The following is a 19967-nucleotide window of genomic DNA, read 5'->3' on the forward strand; positions in this document are numbered from 1 at the left end:
ACTTTTAATTTTCTACAAGGCTAATCTCTATAGACTAAAGACTATTCCTGTATACTTACTTTATAATTAATTCCGTAGGTTTTAGTTAAATTATCATCATTAAAAATATCTTTTACAGGTCCAGTTGCAATTTTCTTCACATTCAAGAACGTTACCCAATCAAAATATTCTGGAACAGTTTGCAAATCATGATGCACTACAATAACCGTTTTTCTTGCTTTTCGTAATTCTTTTAAAATATTAATAATTGCAATTTCTGTTGTGGCATCTACACCTTGAAAAGGTTCGTCCATAAAATAAATTGATGCGTTTTGAACCAATGCTCTTGCTAAGAAAATACGTTGTTGCTGCCCGCCAGACAACTGACTTATTTGCCTGTTTTTAAAAGGAAGCATCCCAACTTTTTCAAGTGCTTCTAGAGCTGCTTTCTTTTCTTTTTGACGTGGTCGTTTTATCCAACCTAAACTACCATAAGTTCCCATCATAACAACATCTAATGCTGTTGTTGGAAAATCCCAATCGACACTTCCTTTTTGAGGTACATATGCCACAAGTGAACGTTGTTTTTTATATGATTTACCATAGATACTTACACTACCAGCTATTGGTTTTAAAATGCCGAGAATAGATTTAATAAGTGTTGATTTTCCTGCGCCATTTGGCCCAACAATAGCCATTAAAACACCTTCGGGAATTTCTAAATCAATATCCCAAAGTACAGGTTTGTAATTGTATGCAACGGTTAAATCGTCTACTTGAACAGCAATATTTCCTGCGGAGGCAGGAATCTTATTTTTGTTTGTTTGTTCCTTCATAATTTTATTTCTATTCATTTTGTCTTGATACAAAACGAACCAAAAAATCATATCAAAATTAGGAAATTGCAATAGCACCATTTGCTTTCAAGATACCGTGCTTGAAGCTATGCTTTGCATCTTTATCTCTTCGCTCGTTATTTCTGAATTTTGACTTCTCTGACCTTGCCAGAATTTCAAGTTCAATTTATATTTTTTGTTTTCATTAGTGTTTTTAAACTAACTAATGTTTTATCAATTCGTATAAAACAGCAAACTGTAACTGAATACTATAGACTTACTTAAGTGCGTTTACAATAGTATTCACATTGTATTCAAACATACCAATATATGTTCCTTCAACAGTTCCAGCATTTCCTAATGCATCAGAATATAAAGTGCCTCCAATAACAACTTCATGACCTTTAGATTTTACTGCAGCTTGTAAAGCTTCAATAGTTCGTTTAGGAACCGAGCTCTCAATAAAAATTGCTTTTACGTCTTTTTCTATAATAAAAGCTGCTAATTTTTGTACATCTTGAACACCTGCTTCAGTTGCCGTTGACAAGCCTTGTAAGCCTACAACTTCAAACCCATAATTTTTTCCGAAATAGTTAAAAGCATCATGAGCTGTAACTAAAATACGTTTGTCTTTTGGAAGCATTTCAATAGTAGCATTTATTTTCTTTTGAAGCGTATCTAGTTTTGCTAAATATTTAGCTTTGTTTTCAATATAATTCGCAGAATTTTCAGGATCTTTATCAGATAAAATTTGCGTTACTTTTTTAGCAAATAGTTTAAAGTAATCAATATTAAACCATACATGTGGATCATAATTTGAAGCAAAATAATCTGAACCAATTAAAGTTGTTTTATCTAATTCTTCGGCTAAAGCGACAGGTGTTTTATTAGTCATTTTTTCAAAAACCTCAACAAGTTTCCCTTCTAGATGAAGCCCATTAAAGAAGATAATATCAGCATCAACTAATTTTGTAACATCACCTTCGCTTGCTTTATATAAATGCGGATCAACTCCGCTTCCCATCAAACCCTGAACATTGATTAAATCGCCACCAATGTTTTTTACCAAGTCGGTAATCATGGTTGTAGTTGTAACAACATTTAATTTACCGTTAGTTTGTTTGTCTTGTTTACAACTAACGGTTAAAATAATAGCTAATAATAGTATCGTCTTTTTCATGATTTTATTTTTTTAAAATTCTATAACTTGCTCCTATTCCTACTAGTAAGTCTTGTCCTTTAGTTATACTTGTACCAACATAAGCATCTAATTGTAAATCGTTAGATACGAGATATGTAAATCCAGCATCCCAATAATGATTGGCAGAACTATCTTCTGGAAGGTCACCGTAAAGTTCAGCATAAAAACCAAACTTATCTGATATACTATAGCCATAAGCTACAGTGTAAATAGCTGCAGCTTCTGGAGAGTCATTTCCCCATTCACCTCCAAGATTATAGCCTAAACTTGACTTTTCACTTAACGTATGCGAAAAAGAAAACCTAAAATCTATTGCTGTAGATTCTGGTCTGTAATCTTGTGAAGCACTAAAAAGAGGAAAAACATGACCGATTAATGCAATTTCTGGCATGACTCCTTTTTCTTCGGCAATATCAACTTTTACGCCTAATAATAATGGAGAAAAGCCGCTGGTAACATTATTTAGTTTATTACCATTTACTTTAGTTGTTCCTTCTACAAAATCCCAACCTAAACGTAATTCCATATTGTCTAAAATTCCGTAACGAATTAAGGTTGTGTTGTATGTGTAATTTTCAGATTTAATAGTATTGTCTTCAAACGATTCGTATAAACCACCAGTTTCAATTTGTAGATTACCTTTACCCACAGTTGAAGATGCTTCGGTTGCATCTGGTCTATCTGTAACCAATGCTTCAGTATCATTCTGCTCTTGAGAATAGGTTAAACTCGTAAATAATAGTATAAATAAACAGATGTAATTTTTAGTTTTCATTGATATAAATAATGTTTGTAAAATCTTCGTTTAAGAGAATTGTATTAGTGTTTATAGTGATTTGGGTCATTTTGTTTTTAGTGAACTGTTTTGAAACTAAAATAGTGTTTCCGTATTTCAATCCGTTTTGCGCACAAAAATCAAAAAATTCTTTATCGTCACTCATTAAGCGAGATATGATATATGTTTTCCCTTCTTTGGCTTTAGATAAAGAAATAGATGTATCTTCTGTAGTGATTTCACCATTAGCATTTGGAATTGGGTCTCCGTGAGGATCAAACTTTGGGTGTCCTAAGTATTCGCTTATTTTTTCAGCTAATAAATCTGATGTCTGATGTTCTAGTAATTCTGCTTCTTTATGAATATCATGTAAAGACATATCAAACATTTTAAACAAGAAGGCTTCCCAAAGGCGATGCTTTCTAACAACATTTAATGCCATTTTGGTCCCTTTTTTAGTAAGCCGTAATTTTTGATACTTTTCGTAATGCAATAAATCTTTAGTTGCTAATTTTTTAGCCATATCTGTTGCTGCAGCATTAGATATGCCAAGTTTTTTTGCAATGTTACCTGGCTTGGTATCATTAATATCATGCTTGTCGTTTTTGTAAATTGCTTTTACAAAGTTTTCAATAGCTATAGACATTTTTAATTGCTTTAATTAATTTTTAAGCTTGCTTAAATATTTTACAAATGTAACTAAAAAATTTAACTATGAACTACGTTTTATAATTGTTAACTTTCGCCTTTAATCAAAAATTGACCTATGAATCGTTTTATTGTCGCCCTAATTTCAATAGTTTTTTTTCAAACACTATCTAGTCAAAACAAAAATTTACCCTTTCAACCTTTAGATGTTTTTGAGTTAGAATGGGCTTCTAGTCCAGAGATTTCTCCTAAAGGTGATCAAATTATATATAGAAGAACTGGTTTTGATATTATGAAAGATGCTTCTAAAGGGAACCTATGGATTATTAATACCGATGGATCTAACAATAGAAAACTAACTTCAAGAGAGGTTAATGAATATCAAGCAAAATGGTCACCAGATGGTAACAGAATTGCATTTGTGAGCTCTACAGACGAAGGCTCTGAGTTATATATGTATTGGATAAAAACAGGGCAGATTGCTAAGTTATCTCAGCTTGAAAAATCACCAAGCTCAATAACATGGTCTCCAGATGGCAAGCATATTGCATTTACAATGTTTGTTTCAGAAAAACCACCAGTTGTAGCAAAAATGCCTTTAAAACCTAAAGGTGCAAAATGGGCTAAGCCAGCAAGAATAACCGATCGCTTAAAGCATGAAAGAGATGGTGGTGGTTATATGCAACCTGGATTTACTCATGTTTTTATAATGCCTTCAGAAGGAGGATCTCCTAGACAGATTACTAGTGGAAATTACAGTCATGGTGGAAGTTTATCATTTTCGCCAGATGGAAGAGCAATTTATTTTTCAGCTAATAGAAGTGAAAATTGGGAATATGAATTTAGAAACAGCGAAGTTTATAAAGTTAATATCGACTCAAAAAAAATCACAGCATTAACCTCTCAAAATGGACCAGATTATGCTCCTAAAGTTTCACCTAACGGAAAAACTATTGCATTTCTTGGTTATAAAGATAAAGTGCAAGCATATCAAAATACGGTTTTAAGCCTTATAGATGCTAACGGAAAAAACCAAAGAATTCTATCTTCAAAATTAGATAGAAGCATTTCAGATATGTCTTGGGATAATTCAGGAAAAGGCTTATACATTACTTATGACGACAGAGGAAATACAAAAATAGCTCATATCAATCTAAACGGAACTATAACTAAACTTGCTGATAATTTGGGTGGTACCACTATTGGTCGTCCTTATGGTGGCGGATCGTATTCTGTTTCAAAAAACGGAACATTGGTTTATACTTATACGCGACCTGAACATCCATCAGATATTGCTGTATTACAACCAAAACAAAAGCAGCCTAAATTAATTACTCATTTAAACGCAGATATTTTAGATTATAGAACTTTAGGTAATGTTGAAGAGGTTTGGTATAAGTCTACTTACGACAATCGTGATATCCAAGGTTGGATTGTAAAACCTCCATTTTATGACGCTTCAAAAAAGTATTCTTTATTAGTTGAAAACCATGGTGGACCAATTTCTAATTATGGTGATCGTTTTTCTCCAGAAATGCAACTTTATGCTGCAGATGGTTATGTGGTGTTTTATCCAAACCCAAGAGGAAGTACAAGTTATGGTGAAGAATTTGCAAATCTTTTATACAACAATTATCCTGGACAAGATTATAATGATGTTATGGATGGTGTTGAGTATTTAATAAAAAAAGGGATTGTTGATAATGACAACTTATTTGTTACAGGCGGAAGTGCTGGTGGTATTATGACGGCTTGGATTATTGGAAAAACAAACCGATTTAAAGCAGCAGCTGTGCACAAACCTGTTATTAATTGGATTAGTAAAACCTTGGTGGCAGATAATTATTATGGTTATGCTAATTCGCGTTATTCAGGACAGCCTTGGGAAAATTTTGAAACCTATTGGAAATTTTCGCCAATCTCATTAGTTGGAAACGTTGAAACACCAACAATGGTTATTGTTGGGATGAACGACTTAAGAACACCACCAAGTGAAGCCAAACAGTTTTACCATGCTTTAAAATTGCGTAAGATTGAAACCGTATTGGTTGAGTTACCTGATGCATCACATGGTATTAATAAAAAACCGAGTAATTTAATTAGTAAAGTAGCTCATACTTTGGCATGGTTTAGAAAATATAATATCGAAGATTAATCACAACCACAACCTGAAGACCCACAACTTTTGTTTGATTCTTTTTTAGGTTTTAACACAAACTTCTTAGCTAAGTAAACTAATGCTAAACTCACTGTGATAATAACTAATATGGTTTGAATGGTTGTATTCATAAAGTTGTTAAGTTGTATAAATGTACAAAAGATTACTTAATAAATTGAAAAGCAATTAATGCAGCAACGTAAGCAATAACTGTCATGCTTGCTAATTGAATCATAGGCCATTTCCAGCTATTGGTTTCCCGTTTAACAATAGCTAATGTGCTCATACATTGCATTGCAAAAGCATAAAACAATAATAGGGATATTCCTGAGGCCAATGTAAAAACCTTTTTGCCATTGCTATGTACTTCAGCTGCCATTTTACTTTTAATAGTGTCTTCATCTTCTCCTGCGCTACCAACACTATAAATGGTTGCTAAAGTTCCTACAAATACTTCTCTAGCGGCAAAAGATGTAACAACACCAATACCAATTTTCCAGTCATAACCTAAAGGTTTAATGGCAGGTTCTATTGCTTTTCCAACAATACCGATATAACTATGCTCTAATTTGTGTGCAGCAATTTTATCTTCTAATGCCTCCTCAGTAAGTGATGTATGTTCTGTTCTTACAATTGTTTCGGCATTATTAAATTGTTCTCCAGGACCATAAGAGGCTAAAACCCAAAGCACAATAGATATGGCTAGAATAATTCTACCAGCTTCAAATACAAAAGTCTTAGTCTTTTCTATAACAGTTAAAGCCACATTTTTAAACAACGGAACTTTATAACTAGGCATTTCTACAACAAAAAAGGACTTACTTTTAATTTTTAAAATTCTATTTAATAAATATGCTGAGAAAACAGCCATTAAAAACCCAAGTAAGTATAGAAGCATAAGTGTTAAGGCTTGATAGCTTAAACCGAAAAAACGACCTTCAGGAATAACTAAAGCAATAATAATAAGATAAACAGGCAAACGAGCAGAACATGTTGTAAATGGCGTTACAAGAATAGTAATTAAACGCTCTTTCCAATTCTCAATATTTCGAGTTGCCATAATTGCTGGAATAGCGCATGCTGTACCAGAAATAAGAGGCACAACACTTTTTCCGCTTAATCCAAAACGTCTCATTACGCGATCCATTAAAAACACAACGCGACTCATATAGCCACTTTCTTCAAGTATGGCTATAAATAAAAACAAGAAGGCAATTTGCGGAATAAATATAACAACACCTCCAATTCCTGCAATAATACCTTCGGCTAACAAATTAGTAAAAGCACCTTCAGGAAGTACGCTTTTTACCCATTCACTTAATGAAGCAAAAGAACTATCTATAAAATCCATTGGTACACTAGACCAATCGTAGATAGCTTGAAAAATTGTTAAAAGAATAATTCCAAAAATAGCATAACCCCAAACTTTATGAGTTAGAATTCTATCCAGTTTTATACGTAAATCTGTGGCATTTTTTAAGTCTATGGTCTGTCCTTTTTTAAGAACATTATTTATAAACTGATAGCGCTTAATGGTTTCTTTTTGTTGCAAACGCTTTAAATCTCCAGGCTTTTTTGTTTTAAAATTATTTACAGCATCAATTGTTTTTCTATCTGTTTTACCAAAATTTACATCTTGAGTAATTACTAGCCAAAGCTTGTATAATAATTGATTAGGAAATGCTTTTCTGAGGTTATTAAAATAGGCGATATCAATTTCTGAAGCATTTAAACAAGGCTTTATAGAGAGCTCTTTGTAGTTAGAAATAAGCTGCTTTAAATCTTGAATTCCTTTATTTTTTCTAGTGCTTATGAGCGCTATTTTGGTTTCAAGATGTTGTTCTAAATAGTCTATATCTAAAGAAATACCTTTGCGTTGCATTCTGTCAGACATATTAATCGCAAGAATTACAGGAATTTCTAAATCTTTAATTTGAGTAAATAAAAGTAGGTTTCGCTTTAAGTTTTCAACATCACTAACAACAACTGCTACATCAGGAAAATCTTTATCGTTTTTGTTTAAAAGAAGCTCAATAACTACATTCTCATCAAGAGACGAAGCGTTTAAACTATAAGTTCCTGGTAAATCTATAATATGAGCTTTTACGCCACGATGTAGTTTACAAAGCCCTTCTTTTTTTTCAACCGTAATCCCAGGATAATTACCAACTTTTTGATTTAAACCGGTAAGTGCATTAAAAACAGATGTTTTTCCAGTATTTGGATTTCCTATTAAAGCTACATTTATCTGTTTACTCATTTGTAATTTCTATTTGAATATGAATAGCAGTCTCTTTTCTTATAGCTAAATGAGTTCCATTTATATTTAGATACATTGGATCTGCAAAAGGAGCGACTTGTACAAGCTCTACGTTGTTACCAGGTAAACAACCCATTTCTAGTAATTTTAAAGGAATATGATAAGATGATACATCTATAATTATCCCACGTTCACCGCGTTTTAAATGTGCTAAAGTTGTTTGCAAGCTTATTTAGATTGATTTTAAAGAAGCAAAAATAACGTAAAATTATAGGGTAAAAAAATTGTAGCTTAAAAACTATTGGTATTCTTTTTTTAGGGTTTTTATGTCTTCCAATAATGTTGTTATATCTTCAGGATTAGTGCCATCATAAAAGCCTCTAATTTGTCTTTTTTTATCGATAAGCATAAAGTTTTCTGTATGTATCATATCATACGCATCGCCATTTCCAAAGTCTTTTACGGCTAAATAACTTTTTCTTGCCAAATCATAGATTTGTTTTTTATCGCCAGTGACTAAATTCCATTTTTTATCATTGACTCCCTTTTTTTTGGCGTAGCGTTTAAGCTGCTCTACAGAATCTATTTTAGGAGTTACAGAATGCGATAAAAGTAAAACCTCATCATCATTTAATATTTCTTTTTGTATTTCATACATATGATCTGTCATGATAGGACAAATAGTAGCACATGTAGTAAAAAAGAAATCTGCCACATAAATTTTATCTTTATAATCATCTTGAGTTATGGTTTTTCCGTTTTGATTTTGTAAACTAAAATCTGCTATATGATGATACCTTTTTTTATGCTGAATTGTACTATCTACCATCTCAGCATTAACCATGGCTGGTTGATATATGGGTAGTACTTTAGTGGGTTTTAAAATGGAGTAAAAAACAGAAATGATTATTACAGAAAGAATCAGTAAAACAATTCCGAAATATTTATAGTCTTTAAAAAAGGAGAGCATTTACTTGTTTTTAGGTCTTAAACGTAAGATTTGAGGGCAAAAATACGACAGATTTACTATAAAATAAGTATTTTTAACACGCTAAATTACTCAACCTCGAGTAGTTGAAAAGAAAAATCACACACTAATGAAAGCACTTCTATCTTTTGCCTTCTGCATTTTTAGCATAGGCTTATTTGCTCAAGATTTTAATGAAACTTTAAATACCATTAGAGAAGCCGAAGCTAAATCTGCATTAAATCAGATTATGTATCGTGCAAATTTAAATACAGGAAACTACGATTTAAAGTATCATCGTTTAGAGCTTAATGTAGATCCAGCTGTTGCATTTATTTCTGGTGATGTTACAACCTATTTTGAAGCTAAAGAAAATTTATCTCAAGTTACTTTTGACTTAACTGATAATATGGTTGTGTCTCAAGTACTACAGAGAGGCAATCCGCTTTCATTTACCCAAAATACAGATGATGAGTTGGTAATTACTTTAGCCCAAACTCAAAACACAGGTGTTTTAGACTCTTTAACAATAAGTTATTCAGGGAATCCAATAAGTTCTGGTTTTGGTTCTTTTGAACAAACGACTCATAATGGCGACCCAATTATTTGGACACTATCAGAGCCTTATGGAGCAAAAGGTTGGTGGCCTTGTAAGCAAGATTTAAATGATAAAGCAGACTCATTAGATGTGCTTTTAACAACACCTAGATTTAACCCATCTGCAGAACCTTATGTGGCGGTTTCTAACGGATTAGAAATAAACCAAACCATAGATGGTGATGATTTAACAACTCATTTTAAACACAGACATGCAATACCTGCTTATTTGGTTGCCATAGCCGTAACTAATTATGAAATCTATACACATCAATATCCAAACGAGACAAATCCGTTATTTGATATTGTAAATTATGTATATCCTGAAAGCTTAGCAACAGCTCAAACAAGCACACCAATAACAGTAGATATCATGAATTTATTTTCTACATTATTTGAAGAATATCCTTATGCAGATGAAAAATATGGTCATGCTCAATTTGGTTGGGGCGGAGGCATGGAACATACAACAGTGTCTTTTATGGGAAGCTTTAACAGAAACCTTATTGCTCACGAATTAGCGCATCAATGGTTTGGAGATAAAATAACCTGCGGAAGTTGGAAAGATATTTGGCTAAATGAAGGTTTTGCTACTTATTTATCAGGCATAACAATAGACCACTTAGATGGTAGTGATGCTTTTAGAACATGGCGAAACGAACGTAACAATTCAATTACATCGCAATCAGGTGGCTCGGTTTATCTAACAGATCAAGACACAACCAGTGTGAGCCGCATCTTTAGTGGACGATTATCTTACAACAAAGGCGCAATGGTATTACATATGTTACGTAAAAAGTTGGGTGATACAGATTTTTTTCAAGGTTTAAAAAACTACTTAAGTGATGAAGACCATGCATTTGATTATGCAAAAACTCCAGATTTTATAGCAATTATGGAAATTACTAGCGGACAAAACCTGACTGAGTTTTTTAGTGATTGGTTATACAATCAAGGATATCCTAGTTATACAATTAGCTGGAATCAACCAACAAGTGATAATGTGAGAATTGAAATTTCTCAAACCCAAAGTGATGCTTCAGTATCTTATTTTGAAGCACCTGTTCCGTTAAGACTTCTAGGAACACAAGGTGAAGTTTTAGATATCGTGCTAGACAACACTATAAATGAAGAAGCATTTTTTAGACCAGTTAATTTTACTGTAGATACTATATTATTTGACCCAGAAATAGATTTAATTTCAAAGAACAACACCATTCTTTTAGGAACCTACGAGCCCGATTTAGACCAAGAACTTGTAATATATCCTAGTCCAACATCAAATACTTTTACAATTAAAAAACCTGAAAGTTTAGAGGTTAGTGAGATTAGAATTTTTAATGCACTAGGTCAACTATTATATAAAAACAATTGGTCATCTGTAGTAAATGTTTCCTCATTATCTTCAGGGATACTTTTTCTTCAACTAGACACCAATCAAGGCACAATTAATAAATCCTTGTTAAAAAACTAAGGTAAAATCTACTTAATGTTTTCTAAATGCTGCTAAAAGGTTACTTTTGTGCCTTATAAAATTTTGACAAGAAATACATGGAGTTTGTAATAAAAATATCTCAATTTTTATTGAGTCTTTCACTGCTAATCGTCTTACATGAATTAGGGCACTTTATACCAGCAAAACTATTTAAAACTAGAGTAGAAAAGTTTTACTTGTTTTTTGATGTTAAATATTCATTATTTAAAAAGAAAATTGGCGAAACCGTTTACGGTATTGGTTGGTTGCCACTTGGCGGTTATGTGAAAATTGCAGGAATGATTGATGAAAGTATGGATAAAGAGCAAATGGCACAAGAGCCTCAGCCATGGGAGTTTCGTTCTAAGCCAGCTTGGCAACGGTTGATTATTATGCTAGGTGGTGTAACTGTTAATTTTATTTTAGCCTATGTTATCTATGTATTTATCTCTTTTGCTTATGGCGATTCTGATATTGCGTCTAATAGTATTAAAGATGGCTATTGGATAGAAAACCCAGTACTAAAAGATTTAGGTTTTAAAACTGGTGATAAGATTTTAGCTATTAATGATTATAAAATAGTTAATGATTCTGATATAGGAGGAAACATTATTGGCGCCGAAAACATAACTATAAATAGAGATGGTAAAGAGCAAGTAATTGATTTACCAGAAGATTTTCTCGGACAATTGTCTTCAGGAAAAATAAGAGGTTTATTTAATCTTAGAATTCCTTTTATGATTGCTGAGGTTTCAGATTCTTCATTAAATAAGTCTTTAGATATTAAAGAAGGCGATGTTATTACATCTATTAATGGGAAAGAGCTTAAATATTTTGACCAACTAGACGAAGTTATGTCTGGGTTAGAAAACCAAAAAGTCAACACGACTATTTTAAGAGGAAATGAAACCTTAACAAAAGAACTTAGCGTAGATAAAAATGGTAAGCTTGGCTTTAGACCAGGAGGAAGCACAAAACGATTTGAAGAATTAGGTTACTTTAAAATCACTAGAAAAGAATATGGATTTGGTGAGAGTTTTGTAGTTGGATGGCAAAAGTTTACAAAAACATTAAGCTCTTATGGTGGTCAATTAAAAGCTATTTTTAACCCAAAAACTGGAGCTTATAAAGGCGTTGGTGGTTTTAAAGCCATTTTTGATGTCTTTCAACCCGTATGGAGTTGGGAAGCTTTTTGGGGAATTACAGCCTTTTTATCTATAATGTTAGCAGTACTTAACCTATTACCAATTCCTGCATTAGATGGTGGTCATGTTATGTTTACATTATATGAAATGGTTTCAGGACGCAAGCCAAGTGAGAAGTTTTTAGAACGTGCTCAAATGGTTGGTTTTGTTATTCTTATAGCATTAGTGCTATTTGCAAACGGGAATGACATTTTTAAAGCATTCTCTAATTAAAATTAATTTTTAAAAAAGTTTGTTGAAAATAAAAAATACCATATATTTGCGCTCGCAAAAGCGATTAACACTCCTTCTTAGCTCAGTTGGTTAGAGCATCTGACTGTTAATCAGAGGGTCCTTGGTTCGAGCCCAAGAGAAGGAGCAAGATTAGACAAGCCACTAGAAATAGTGGCTTTTTTAGTTTTTAAATATTAGTGAAAACGTAGTCTGTACTCCAGGAATAGAACTCACTAATAAATTTCCATCATGTTTTTTCATAATACTTTTAGATAAGCTTAATCCAATACCGGAACCATTTTTTTTAGTAGTGAAAAAAGGAATAAAGATTTGATTTATAATTTGCTCTTCAATTCCTTTGCCATTATCAGAAACAGAAATAATAGTTTTATTTTCTTCAATACTACAATCAATCTTAATTATAGGATTCTCTACACCTTTTAATGCATGAATACTATTATTAATCAAATTGATAAGCACTTGTTCAATAAGTTTTCCGTCTGCATTTATATTTGCATTAGCAGGAATTATGGCTAATTTTAAATTAATAGATTGAGCCTCAGCCAAAGGAGACATTAGCAAGTTGATGTTAGATAAAAATTGCTTTATATTAACTAACTTCTTTTGTGGTATTGGAACATTAGAAATCGTTCTATAATCATTCACAAAAACCAACAAACCATCAGAACGTTTTTTTATAGTTGAAGCTGCAATATTAATATCATGTATATCATCTTGCTCAAACTCATGCGAAGCCAATAATTTACCATTATCATCTTCTGTAATAGATTTTATAGTTGCTGCTAAAGAACTTACAGGTGTAAAAGAATTAAGCATTTCGTGTGCTAAAATACGAATAACATTATGCCAGGCTTCTACTTCTTTTTGTTCAATTTCAGACTTTATATCTTGAAATGTAATAATAAGATAAGTCGAATTTAAAAGTTGCAAAGGAATCACCTCTAATGATAATTGTTTTTGTTCAATTTCATCACCAAAATCAACTAATGTTTTTCCACCTTCTGCAATCTCTTTAATTTTGTTTACAAGCCATGGTGTGTGGTTTGCCAAACGATGCCAATATTTATGTTTTGGAGATTTTAAAATAGTGCAAGCTGCCTTATTTAAAAAGAGTAACTCTTCATTAGATTCATCATTATATAGGTCATCTTTTTTTATAGATATAATCCCTAGATTAACATGTTCTAAAATGTATTTAAAGTATTTATGCTGAGCTTCTTTTTCAATTTTATTTCGTTTAAAAATTTTAATAATTAAATTAAAGTCTTCAAAAACTTTTGCAAAAGAATCTCCTTTTTTTGAAGGTGAAAAATAAACAGAATAGTCTTCGTTTTTTAAGGCATCTAAAAATTTCACCAAAGAGTAATTAGTGTTATTTACATACTTAATTAAAAAAATAACTTGTACTATAATTAGTAAGCCAACTCCTGCCGAACTAAACCATAAGTTTTTGATTAAAAAATACGACAATAGCACACAAAAACACACAATTATTAATATGCGTGTGGCTACTTGTAGTGTAAAACGTTTTATCATATGTTAGATATCAAATTTTTCTAAACGTCTGTATAAAGCGGCACGTGTTAAGCCTAAATCTTTTGCGGCTTTAGATATATTTCCTTTGTGCTTGTCTAAAGCTTTTTGTACGAGGAGTTTTTCTACTTCCTGAAGGTTTAAACTATCAAATTCTGAATTATCAGAATTTGATACAGAAGCTAGACTCACAAGATTAAAATCTGATGGCGTTATTTCATGACCATCAGACATGATCACGCCTCTTTCAATCGTGTGTTGAATCTCTCTAACATTACCAGGCCAATGATGCGTTTTAAGTTCTTTTAATGCTTCAGAAGAGAGCTTTAAATGTGCTTTATGATACTTAGATTTAAAAATATTAAAAAAGTAATTTACAAAATCTATAATATCATCTGGGCGATTTCTTAAAGGAGGAATTTCAATTTCTACTGTGTTTATTCTAAACAGTAAATCTTGTCTAAACTTGCCTTCCGTTACCCATTGATTAATAGGTGCATTAGTAGCAAACAATAGCCTAGCATTAAATGATCGCTCAATACCTTCTCCCAATCGAGATACTTTTTTGTCCTGAATAACAGTTAACAATTTTGATTGCAGATTTATAGGCAAATTCCCAATTTCATCTAAAAACAAGGTGCCATTTTCAGCCATTTCAAAACGTCCTGGTTTGTCTTCAAAAGCATCAGTAAAAGCTCCTTTTTTATGACCAAAAAGTTCGCTTTCAAAAAGAGATTCAGATAGAGAGCCTAAATCAACATGAATAAACGGTCCATTTTTTTGATTAGATCTTTTATGAATTTCTCTAGCTAAATGTTGCTTGCCTGTTCCGTTTTCTCCTAAAATTAAAACATTTGCATCTGTAGCACTTACCTTATCTACAATTGTCATAAGTTGTTTAATCTCATTAGAATTACCGATTATAGGCCCAAATTTTTCGTCTATATTTTTTTGCAATGCAGCATTTGTAGATTTTAAAATAGATATTTTATGGTTCGACTTACTTAATTCTAAACCTGCATTTATGGTAGCTAAAAACTTTTCATTAGACCACGGTTTTAAAATAAAATCAAATGCACCTAGTTTAATTGAGTTTACTGCCAATTCTATTTCACCATAAGCCGTCATTAAAATCACAATCATATTTTTATTAATGCTTAAAATATGTTTAAGCCAATAAAAACCTTCTTTTCCATCATTAAAACCAATTCTATAATTCATATCCAAAATAATAACATCAATGTTTTCTTTAGAAATGAGTTGATTTATTTCTTTTGGACTAGACTTGGTGATAACGGTTTCATATTTTTTTTTCAACAATAATTTTGCAGACAAGAGTACATCTTCATCATCATCAATAATCAATATAGTTGCTTTAATTTTTGTCATATAAGGTTGTAATCTATAATTAGGTCTAAAATACGAAATGTTCGTTATCGAACAATAAAATGTTCATTATCGAACACGTGTTTTTATTTCGTACAAGAGTAATGAACTGATAATCATAAGGTTGACAATTTGTTTTTTTATGGTATAAGCATTGCTCATACATAAGCACATCAATCAAAAAACGAACATTATGATACAATTAATTATTTCAATTACAGAGTTTATAGCAAACGTGATAATTACTTTTTTCTTTTAATTATAAGAAATTGAAAGCATAATTTTTGTTATGAAACAACTAGGAATGGATAAACGAATAGAAAAAAAGAAATGGAGCAAAACAAAGGTTTTGTATCTAGTAGGCATATGTGTTTTTGTAATACTTTCATTCTTTGGCTTTAAAGCTATAAACAAAAAAGTGTATAAAGTAGACGCCACAAAAATCTCTATTAAAAATGTAACTCAAGGAGATTTTCAAGATGTTATTTTAATTGATGGAGATGTAGAACCAATTAATTTAGTTTTAGTCAATACGATAGAAGGTGGCAACGTTGAAGAGATTTTTAGTGAAGATGGTATTTTAGTTACTAAAGGAACACCTCTAGTAAAACTTAGCAATCCTTCAGCTACATTAAATTATATGAATCAAGAGACTGCTATTATTGAGCAGATAAATAATTTAAGAAGTCTAAAGTTATCTTTAGAAAAAGATCAAAGAGATTTATCAGAGTCACTTATAGATAGCGAAAATAGTTTAGCAGATGTTGAACGTAATTATAAAGTTGATTCGGTATTATATTCTAAAGATATAATTGCAAGAAACGATTTTACAGATGTAACAGAATCTTATAAATATCAACAAAAGAAGCGTGATTTTATGAATAAGAATGTTACCAAAAGCAGGCAGAATAATAAAATACAGTTGCAACAAATCAATACATCTATCTCTCTAATGCAACGTAATTTAGAGTTTATTCACGAAAGCTTAGAAAAAATGTTGGTCCGTGCTCCAGTTACAGGAATGCTTTCATCATTTAATCCAGTAATTGGAGAATCATATACTAGAAATCAAACTGTAGCAAAAATCGATATTCAATCGGGATTCAAAATTAAAGGTCAAGTAGATGAATATTATTTAAGTATGGTAAAACCAGGGCAGTTAGCACGTTTCTCTTTTGATGGAAAGCTTATCGATTTAAAAGTAAAAAAAGTTTTGCCAGAAGTCGTAAATAGACGTTTTGAAATAGAGCTTGTTTTTGTTAGTGAAGCTCCAAAATCTGTAACTATTGGTCAATCTTTACAAGTACGTTTAGAACTCTCAAAAGCACAAAAATCTTTATTAATACCAAGAGGAAGCTACTTTCAGTCTTCTGGCGGACAATATGTTTTTGTTGTAAATGAAGATGGAGAAGCTCATAAACGCTATATAAAGCTAGGAAGTCAAAACCCTAGCTATTACCAAGTATTAGAAGGTCTTGAAGAAGGCGAAAAAATCATTGTATCATCATATGATGCCTATAAAAATTACGAATCAATCAAAATCAATTAAAAAACGAAATCATGATTAAATTAAACAAGCTTACAAAAGTATACAGGACAGATGAAATTGAATCAACTGCCTTAAACGAAGTATCATTTGAAATAAACCAAGGAGAATTTGTTTCTATTATGGGACCTTCAGGTTGTGGTAAATCGACACTACTAAACATTTTAGGAATGTTAGATAAACCTGAAAACGGAAGCTATAAGTTTTTAGGAAACGAAGTAGGTCATCTCAATGAGAAAGGTCGCTCTGATGTTAGAAAAAAGAACATTGGATTTATTTTTCAGAACTTTAATTTAATTGACGAACTAACGGTTTTTGAAAATGTTGAATTGCCTTTATTATATAATAAAGTACCAGCATCAGAACGTAAGCAACGTGTTAACGAGCTTATTGAAAAAATTGGTATCGGTCATCGCGCTAACCATTTTCCGCAACAGCTTTCTGGTGGTCAACAGCAACGTGTTGCAGTTGCAAGAGCATTAATAACAAAGCCTCCTTTAATTTTAGCCGATGAGCCAACAGGAAATTTAGATAGCTCTCATGGTAACGAAGTAATGGAGTTAATGTGTGAACTTCATGAAGCAGGAACGACAATTGTAATGGTAACGCATTCATCTCACGATGCTAGTTATTCAGGTAGAATTATCAATTTGTTAGATGGTCAAATTGTTTCAGAAAAAAGAAATAAGCTTAGTTCGGCTGCAGTATAATTTTAAAATTCAGAAATCATGTTTAAAAATTATATAAAAGTAGCCTTTAGAACTCTAAATAAAAATAGAGTTTATGCGACTATAAATATTTTAGGGCTAGCATTAGGCTTAACAGTTACAATATTGGTGTTTCTTTTCATTAAAGATGAAACCAGTTACGAAAAACACTGGGATGGTTATGAACGCATATACAGAACAGGAATAAAAGCTGATATGATGGGGCAAAAAATGAATGCTCCAGTATCATGTAGCCCAATGGCAAATGCCTTCAGAACCGAGTTTACTGATGTCGAAACTGCCACGCGCGTTCAAACTATTAATCAAGAAATTTTAATGCGTCATGAGCAAAACAAAGTGTATATACAAAAAGGAGCGAGAGTTGACAGCACCTTTTTTAAGGTGTTTGACTACGAGTTTATTCATGGAAATGCAGATGCAGCTTTAAAAGAAACTAATGCAATTGTGCTTACCGAAGAAAGCGCTCGTAAACTATTTGGTGATAAAAATGCTTTAGGAGAAATAGTAAACTATGATAATAGGCAAGATTATGTTGTAAGAGGTGTCGTTAAAGACCCTAAAGGACATGCGCATTTTCAGTTTGATATGTTTTTAGCAGATCATCAATATCAAAACATCTGGATGAACAATGGATGGTATACATATGTGAAACTGAAAGAAGATGCAAGTTTTGATGCATTTAAAGCAGAAATGACACGAAACTTCATGAAAAAAATTGAACCAGATGTCGAGCGTTTTCTAAAGATTACCGCTGAAGAATTTTTTGCGCAAGGCAATGCATTTGAGTATCAATTACAACCATTAAAAGATATTCATTTGCATTCAAAAATGGATTTTGAAATAAAGCAAAATGGTGACATTATTTACATCTACGTATTTATTGGTATTGCGTTGTTAGTTATTTTAATAGCAGGTATAAATTTTATGAATTTATCAACTGCAAGATCAGGTAAGCGCGCAAAAGAAGTTGGTGTTCGTAAAGTTTCTGGAGCTTCCAGAAAAATGCTAATTACTCAGTTTTTAACTGAGTCTGTAATTCAAAGCTTTATTGCGCTTTTTTTAGCATTCATTCTTGTAGAGTTGTTTTTACCTGGTTTTAATAATATCATGGAAACCAACATAACACTCTTCAATGATTATTTAGGAAAAACCGTTTTATTTGCGCTTTTAGTAACTTTAGTTTATGGGTTGTTTGCTGGTAGTTATCCTGCATTTTTCTTGTCTGCTTTTCAGCCAATTTCGGTATTAAAAGGAGACCTCACAAAAACAAAAGGAGGCGCTTTATTAAGGAAAGCTCTAGTTATAATTCAATTTACGGCTTCTACCATCTTAATTATTGGAATGATTATTATTTTTAAACAAATCTCTTTTTTACATAATAAAGATATAGGCTTTAAAGGTGATCAAGTTATTGTTGTTCCTCTTCAAACGGACCCAATGACAGAAAATTTCAGAAATTATAAAGACATCTTTTTAAAAAACAGTAATGTATTAAGTGTAACAAGAGCTTCATATTATCCTGGTGATAATCCAAACCAAAGTATGTTCGCTTTAGAAGGAAGAGAAGAGCAATTACCATTATGGAATATGGAAGTCGATTATGACTTTTTTAAGACTTTAGATATCGAGCTTCTTGAAGGGCGTAAGTTTGAAATAGAAAAAGAGTCAGACTCTATACCTTACTTTATTTTAAATGAAACAGCTGTTAAAAATTTGAATATTGAAAATGCAGTTGGAAGACGTTTAGGGCGTTACACAGGAAATGATGGTAGCTTACAATATGGAAACATTATTGGTATTGTAAAAGATTTTCATATCGAAGGATTTAATCAACCAATTCGCCCAATGATTCTTACAATAGAAAAAAATGTTTGGTTTGCATCATTTAAAATTGCGAAAAATGATATGAACGCTACCATAGATTATATAGAAACAGAATGGAACAAACTAGAACCAACACATCCGTTTAGATATACGTTTTTAGATCAAAAATTTGGAGCTTTATTAAGGCAGCAAGAAAACTTTGGAACCATGTTTTTATTTCTTACCATTCTTGCTATCATAATTTCAGCTATGGGTTTATATGGATTAGCGTCTTACACCGCAGAGCAAAGAACAAAAGAAATTGGTATACGAAAAGTATTAGGAGCTTCTGTATCTCAAATTATGAATATGCTTACTAAAGATTTTATAAAATTAGTTTTAGTAGCTAATATCTTTGCGTGGCCTATAACATATCTCTTAGCTAAAAATTGGTTATCTAATTTTTCATATCAAATAGACATGCCACTATTACCTTATGTTTTTGCAACATTACTGGCGTTAATAATTGCATTGATTACTGTAAGTTTTCAGGCATATCAATCTGCAAATTCAGATCCAGTTGATGCTTTAAAATATGAATAACAATAAATGAGTTTAAATAAAAAAGGCTTACGAT

The 19967-nt window shown here is 31.7% G+C and carries 16 protein-coding genes and 1 tRNA gene; 7 read left to right on the forward strand and 10 right to left on the reverse strand.

Annotated elements, in window-relative coordinates; translation table 11 throughout:
* Positions 1-41: 41 nt before the first annotated feature.
* The 4 genes from BXY80_RS05190 to BXY80_RS05205 all read right to left on the reverse strand — a co-directional run bounded on the left by BXY80_RS05190 (position 42) and on the right by BXY80_RS05205 (position 3437).
* Entirely contained in the window at positions 42-815 is a 774-nt protein-coding gene (locus BXY80_RS05190) for a metal ABC transporter ATP-binding protein (RefSeq protein WP_120200359.1), read from the reverse strand.
* Between the two features lie 277 nt (positions 816-1092).
* Positions 1093-1995: a metal ABC transporter solute-binding protein, Zn/Mn family gene (locus BXY80_RS05195; protein WP_120200133.1), complete on the reverse strand. Its 903-nt coding sequence runs from the start codon at positions 1993-1995 to the stop codon at positions 1093-1095.
* 4 nt (positions 1996-1999) lie between these two features.
* The gene (locus tag BXY80_RS05200) at positions 2000-2791 is read right to left on the reverse strand and encodes a transporter (protein ID WP_120200134.1); all 792 of its coding nucleotides are present in this window, start codon (positions 2789-2791) and stop codon (positions 2000-2002) included.
* The gene (locus BXY80_RS05205) at positions 2781-3437 is read right to left on the reverse strand and encodes a metal-dependent transcriptional regulator (protein ID WP_120200135.1); all 657 of its coding nucleotides are present in this window, start codon (positions 3435-3437) and stop codon (positions 2781-2783) included. The genes BXY80_RS05200 and BXY80_RS05205 overlap by 11 nt, the downstream gene beginning before the upstream one ends.
* 120 nt (positions 3438-3557) lie before the next feature.
* Here BXY80_RS05205 and BXY80_RS05210 point away from each other — a divergent pair, with 120 nt between their 5' ends.
* A complete protein-coding gene (locus BXY80_RS05210; protein WP_120200136.1) occupies positions 3558-5594 on the forward strand; it encodes an alpha/beta hydrolase family protein in 2037 nt (678 codons plus the stop codon).
* Here BXY80_RS05210 and BXY80_RS05215 read toward each other — a convergent pair.
* From BXY80_RS05215 to BXY80_RS05230, 4 genes are all read right to left on the reverse strand, one after another.
* The gene (locus BXY80_RS05215) at positions 5591-5728 is read right to left on the reverse strand and encodes a FeoB-associated Cys-rich membrane protein (RefSeq protein WP_120200137.1); all 138 of its coding nucleotides are present in this window, start codon (positions 5726-5728) and stop codon (positions 5591-5593) included. The two genes, BXY80_RS05210 and BXY80_RS05215, sit on opposite strands and share 4 nt — an antisense overlap.
* A 32-nt stretch (positions 5729-5760) precedes the next feature.
* Positions 5761-7857: a ferrous iron transport protein B gene (feoB, locus tag BXY80_RS05220; RefSeq protein ID WP_120200138.1), complete on the reverse strand. Its 2097-nt coding sequence runs from the start codon at positions 7855-7857 to the stop codon at positions 5761-5763.
* A complete protein-coding gene (locus tag BXY80_RS05225) occupies positions 7850-8083 on the reverse strand; it encodes a FeoA family protein (RefSeq protein WP_120200139.1) in 234 nt (77 codons plus the stop codon). Before BXY80_RS05225 ends, feoB begins: the two co-directional genes overlap by 8 nt.
* 72 nt (positions 8084-8155) lie before the next feature.
* Positions 8156-8827 carry an SCO family protein gene (locus BXY80_RS05230; protein WP_120200140.1) on the reverse strand — a complete coding sequence of 224 codons (672 nt, stop codon included), beginning with the start codon at positions 8825-8827 and terminating at the stop codon, positions 8156-8158.
* 127 nt (positions 8828-8954) lie between these two features.
* Here BXY80_RS05230 and BXY80_RS05235 point away from each other — a divergent pair, with 127 nt between their 5' ends.
* From BXY80_RS05235 to BXY80_RS05245, 3 genes are all read left to right on the forward strand, one after another.
* Positions 8955-10895, forward strand: a complete 1941-nt coding sequence (locus BXY80_RS05235; protein WP_120200141.1) for a M1 family aminopeptidase — start codon at positions 8955-8957, stop codon at positions 10893-10895.
* Positions 10896-10972: 77 nt separating this feature from the next.
* Positions 10973-12313 (forward strand): RIP metalloprotease RseP, encoded by a 1341-nt coding sequence (gene rseP, locus BXY80_RS05240; RefSeq protein ID WP_120200142.1) that lies wholly within the window; start codon positions 10973-10975, stop codon positions 12311-12313.
* 71 nt (positions 12314-12384) lie between these two features.
* A tRNA-Asn gene (locus BXY80_RS05245) sits at positions 12385-12458 on the forward strand.
* Positions 12459-12493: 35 nt separating this feature from the next.
* On the opposite strand, the gene BXY80_RS05250 is transcribed toward BXY80_RS05245, so the two are convergent.
* Both BXY80_RS05250 and BXY80_RS05255 read right to left on the reverse strand, forming a co-directional pair.
* Positions 12494-13870, reverse strand: coding sequence for a sensor histidine kinase (locus BXY80_RS05250; RefSeq protein ID WP_120200143.1), 1377 nt, complete (start codon positions 13868-13870; stop codon positions 12494-12496).
* A 3-nt stretch (positions 13871-13873) separates the two neighbouring features.
* A complete protein-coding gene (locus tag BXY80_RS05255) occupies positions 13874-15256 on the reverse strand; it encodes a sigma-54-dependent transcriptional regulator (protein ID WP_120200144.1) in 1383 nt (460 codons plus the stop codon).
* 286 nt (positions 15257-15542) lie between these two features.
* Here BXY80_RS05255 and BXY80_RS05260 point away from each other — a divergent pair, with 286 nt between their 5' ends.
* The 3 genes from BXY80_RS05260 to BXY80_RS05270 are packed head-to-tail and all read left to right on the forward strand — an operon-like array spanning position 15543 to position 19933.
* The gene (locus BXY80_RS05260) at positions 15543-16802 is read left to right on the forward strand and encodes an efflux RND transporter periplasmic adaptor subunit (RefSeq protein ID WP_120200145.1); all 1260 of its coding nucleotides are present in this window, start codon (positions 15543-15545) and stop codon (positions 16800-16802) included.
* 11 nt (positions 16803-16813) lie between these two features.
* Positions 16814-17509, forward strand: coding sequence for an ABC transporter ATP-binding protein (locus BXY80_RS05265; protein WP_120200146.1), 696 nt, complete (start codon positions 16814-16816; stop codon positions 17507-17509).
* A gap of 18 nt (positions 17510-17527) precedes the next feature.
* Positions 17528-19933, forward strand: a complete 2406-nt coding sequence (locus BXY80_RS05270) for an ABC transporter permease (protein ID WP_120200147.1) — start codon at positions 17528-17530, stop codon at positions 19931-19933.
* Positions 19934-19967: the final 34 nt, after the last annotated feature.

This window comes from Ichthyenterobacterium magnum, from assembly GCF_003610635.1.
Classification (GTDB): Bacteria; Bacteroidota; Bacteroidia; order Flavobacteriales; family Flavobacteriaceae; genus Ichthyenterobacterium; species Ichthyenterobacterium magnum.

Excerpts from the sequence above, each read along its gene's own strand:
- BXY80_RS05190 (WP_120200359.1), bottom strand. The coding sequence starts at position 815 with ATGAAGGAACAAACAAACAAAAATAAGATTCCTGCCTCCGCAGGAAAT.
- BXY80_RS05195 (WP_120200133.1), bottom strand. The coding sequence starts at position 1,995 with ATGAAAAAGACGATACTATTATTAGCTATTATTTTAACCGTTAGTTGT.
- BXY80_RS05200 (WP_120200134.1), bottom strand. The coding sequence starts at position 2,791 with ATGAAAACTAAAAATTACATCTGTTTATTTATACTATTATTTACGAGT.
- BXY80_RS05205 (WP_120200135.1), bottom strand. The coding sequence starts at position 3,437 with ATGTCTATAGCTATTGAAAACTTTGTAAAAGCAATTTACAAAAACGAC.
- BXY80_RS05210 (WP_120200136.1), top strand. The coding sequence starts at position 3,558 with ATGAATCGTTTTATTGTCGCCCTAATTTCAATAGTTTTTTTTCAAACA.
- BXY80_RS05215 (WP_120200137.1), bottom strand. The coding sequence starts at position 5,728 with ATGAATACAACCATTCAAACCATATTAGTTATTATCACAGTGAGTTTA.
- feoB (WP_120200138.1), bottom strand. The coding sequence starts at position 7,857 with ATGAGTAAACAGATAAATGTAGCTTTAATAGGAAATCCAAATACTGGA.
- BXY80_RS05230 (WP_120200140.1), bottom strand. The coding sequence starts at position 8,827 with ATGCTCTCCTTTTTTAAAGACTATAAATATTTCGGAATTGTTTTACTG.
- BXY80_RS05235 (WP_120200141.1), top strand. The coding sequence starts at position 8,955 with ATGAAAGCACTTCTATCTTTTGCCTTCTGCATTTTTAGCATAGGCTTA.
- rseP (WP_120200142.1), top strand. The coding sequence starts at position 10,973 with ATGGAGTTTGTAATAAAAATATCTCAATTTTTATTGAGTCTTTCACTG.
- BXY80_RS05250 (WP_120200143.1), bottom strand. The coding sequence starts at position 13,870 with ATGATAAAACGTTTTACACTACAAGTAGCCACACGCATATTAATAATT.
- BXY80_RS05255 (WP_120200144.1), bottom strand. The coding sequence starts at position 15,256 with ATGACAAAAATTAAAGCAACTATATTGATTATTGATGATGATGAAGAT.
- BXY80_RS05260 (WP_120200145.1), top strand. The coding sequence starts at position 15,543 with ATGAAACAACTAGGAATGGATAAACGAATAGAAAAAAAGAAATGGAGC.
- BXY80_RS05265 (WP_120200146.1), top strand. The coding sequence starts at position 16,814 with ATGATTAAATTAAACAAGCTTACAAAAGTATACAGGACAGATGAAATT.
- BXY80_RS05270 (WP_120200147.1), top strand. The coding sequence starts at position 17,528 with ATGTTTAAAAATTATATAAAAGTAGCCTTTAGAACTCTAAATAAAAAT.